Below are 1,767 nucleotides of genomic sequence, written 5' to 3' on the forward strand. Positions count from 1 at the left end.
CACTTAAGCGTTGACCAGAATCGCTCAAGGAGTGAGGAACTGGTCAACTGTCAGAGAGACAGCAGTTGTCGTGAGACGATCAGGGATAAATATCGGCAGGAATATGACCGGGCTCAGGAGCGGATAGCAACATGTTCAGGGGCTGAACAGTGTGTTGCGGTTGCCAAAGAGCTGCGGGCATTACAGGGTGATTACAGTGCCCGGATGAGCGAAATTCAGGAAAAAGCCAGAATGCAGGGACTGGATTCCCTCACGCCGGCAGAAGTGCGGGAATGGGCTGATTTACGGGGTGCGATGTCAAATATTGATGCCTCCCGCAATTTAGTGCTCCATCGTGCTCAAGTCACCGGTGGCTCAGAAGAAACTACCCAGGAAATCGTGAAGATTATGGGGCAGACGGGGATTGCGGCGTCTGCGGGAGTGGCCGGAGGGATCAGTAAAGCTGGAGCAAAAGGCCGCGGGGATGTCGGAAAAGGCAAACAACCATATCAACCGAATCAGGGGGCTGTAGGGAATATGAATGAATTCTTTAAACAGAAAGGATTTGGTAACCAAGCGAAAGGAAACTCACAAAAAACTAGTAAGATTTACCAAGGACAGAGTGTCTACAAAGCATCAAATGATATAAGTGATAATATCCGTACAGGCGATCAATTCTATTTAGATGGCCGTCATAAGAACCACTTGGAAGTTTTTGATAAGAGAGGAAACTTTATTCATGTGTTGAATTTGGATGGTTCGATTAATTTAGATAAAACTAAGGCAGCAGCAGCTGAAGGAAGGAGACTCCCAAAATGATTAAAGATCTTTTCTTTGAAATGTTAAATGATAGTTATCATCAACTTTCGAAAGAAATCTCTGAAAGTAATGTCACTGATAACTTATTAATTGATTATGAAAGTGATTTAAATGAAATGTTTTTTCTGGATATGCATAGGCTAAAAGAGGCAATTTGTTTATTACAAAAAGCACAGCTTATTGATGATAAAATTACCATGCAAGCCGCATTAGTTTACATTAGAGTGCATTCAATGAGATTGTCTGGTTTTTTTGAGGATATAAAAGATGATTCTGATACTTTCTTAAAAAATTCAGAGTGGCCGAATATACCAGAAAATTATCAGGTGCCTGAGCATTATAACTATCCTAATAAGTAAAGTAGAAATCCTAGCCATTGTGAACTATACCCCAAAATGTTGGGCAACCATCTAGCTCTAAAGGTGAAGTTCATTACGCCGGACAAAATGGCTTATCGGGCTGAAAAGTCGCGTCGGGGTGTTATTGGCCGGGAGTCAAACCGTACAGGGAAAAACAGGTTGTAACTGACTGAGGGCATTAGGAAAATCGGTGTTCGATGGTTAACTTCGCACTGGAATGCGTTGTTGTCGATAATAATCACTTAAGCGTTGACCAGAATCATTCGAGGAGCGAGGAACTGGTCAACTGTCAGGGAGATAGTAGTTGCCGTACGACTGTCAGGGATAAGTATCGCCAAGAATATGATAAGGTTCAGGCGCGGATAGCAACGTGTTCAGGGGCTGACCAGTGTGTTGCGGTTGCCAAAGAGCTGCGGGCATTACAGGGTGATTACAGTGCCCGGATGAGCGAAATTCAGGAAAAAGCCAGAATGCAGGGACTAGATTCCCTCACGCCGGCAGAAGTGCGGGAATGGGCAGATTTACGGGGTGCGATGTCGAATATTGACTCATCCCGCAATTTAGTGCTCCATCGTGCCCAAGTCACCGGTGGCTCAGAAGAAACCACCCA

General features: G+C 44.4%; 2 protein-coding genes and 1 pseudogene. All 3 read left to right on the plus strand.

From position 1 onward, the window contains the following. A partial coding sequence (locus D3222_RS26395; protein ID WP_232832675.1) for a hypothetical protein occupies nucleotides 1–798 on the plus strand: 798 nt, incomplete at its 5' end. Continuing rightward, a complete protein-coding gene (locus D3222_RS24405) occupies nucleotides 795–1,157 on the plus strand; it encodes a hypothetical protein (protein ID WP_051691095.1) in 363 nt (120 codons plus the stop codon). The genes D3222_RS26395 and D3222_RS24405, both read left to right, overlap by 4 nt. Before the next feature lie 197 nt (nucleotides 1,158–1,354). Further along, a pseudogene (locus tag D3222_RS24410) lies at nucleotides 1,355–1,767 on the plus strand (hemolysin BL-binding protein); the annotation flags it as partial.

Source organism: Photorhabdus sp. CRCIA-P01 (assembly GCF_003545805.1).
Classification (GTDB): domain Bacteria; phylum Pseudomonadota; class Gammaproteobacteria; order Enterobacterales; family Enterobacteriaceae; genus Photorhabdus; species Photorhabdus antumapuensis.

Coding starts and splice junctions, on each gene's coding strand:
- D3222_RS24405 (WP_051691095.1), top strand. CDS start 795: ATGATTAAAGATCTTTTCTTTGAAATGTTAAATGATAGTTATCATCAA.